Source organism: Christiangramia marina (assembly GCF_048285865.1).
Taxonomy (GTDB): domain Bacteria; phylum Bacteroidota; class Bacteroidia; order Flavobacteriales; family Flavobacteriaceae; genus Christiangramia; species Christiangramia marina.
Genome location: NZ_JBLVTK010000048.1, coordinates 1 through 311 on the forward strand (window position 1 = coordinate 1; position 311 = coordinate 311).

The following is a 311-nucleotide window of genomic DNA, read 5'->3' on the forward strand; positions in this document are numbered from 1 at the left end:
GCTGGGACGCGACGATGTACAGGACCGTTCGCACCGCGCTCACACGCTGCGTACAACCGTGAGCCAGGCCCAGGAAGCCATTCTCCTGGCTCTGCGCCAGTCGCTCTACCTGCCGCTCGACGACCTGCTGTTCATTACCAAGCAGTACATCAATCCGGCCATCAAGGACTACGAACCCGGCTTTATCTACATCGATATCAAGTATCTGCAGAAGATGCCGGACGAGACCTCGCGACGTGACCTGTTCGTCGCTATTTGAAGCTGTCCAACCACCAAATTCCGCAACGCGCCGTCGGCAGCAAAACGCCCAT

Annotated in this window: 1 pseudogene; it reads left to right on the plus strand. The window is 57.9% G+C overall.

Going from position 1 to position 311, the window contains the following annotated elements:
• A pseudogene (locus tag ACNKXS_RS15250) lies at nucleotides 1–256 on the plus strand (IS481 family transposase); the annotation flags it as partial.
• Nucleotides 257–311: the final 55 nt, after the last annotated feature.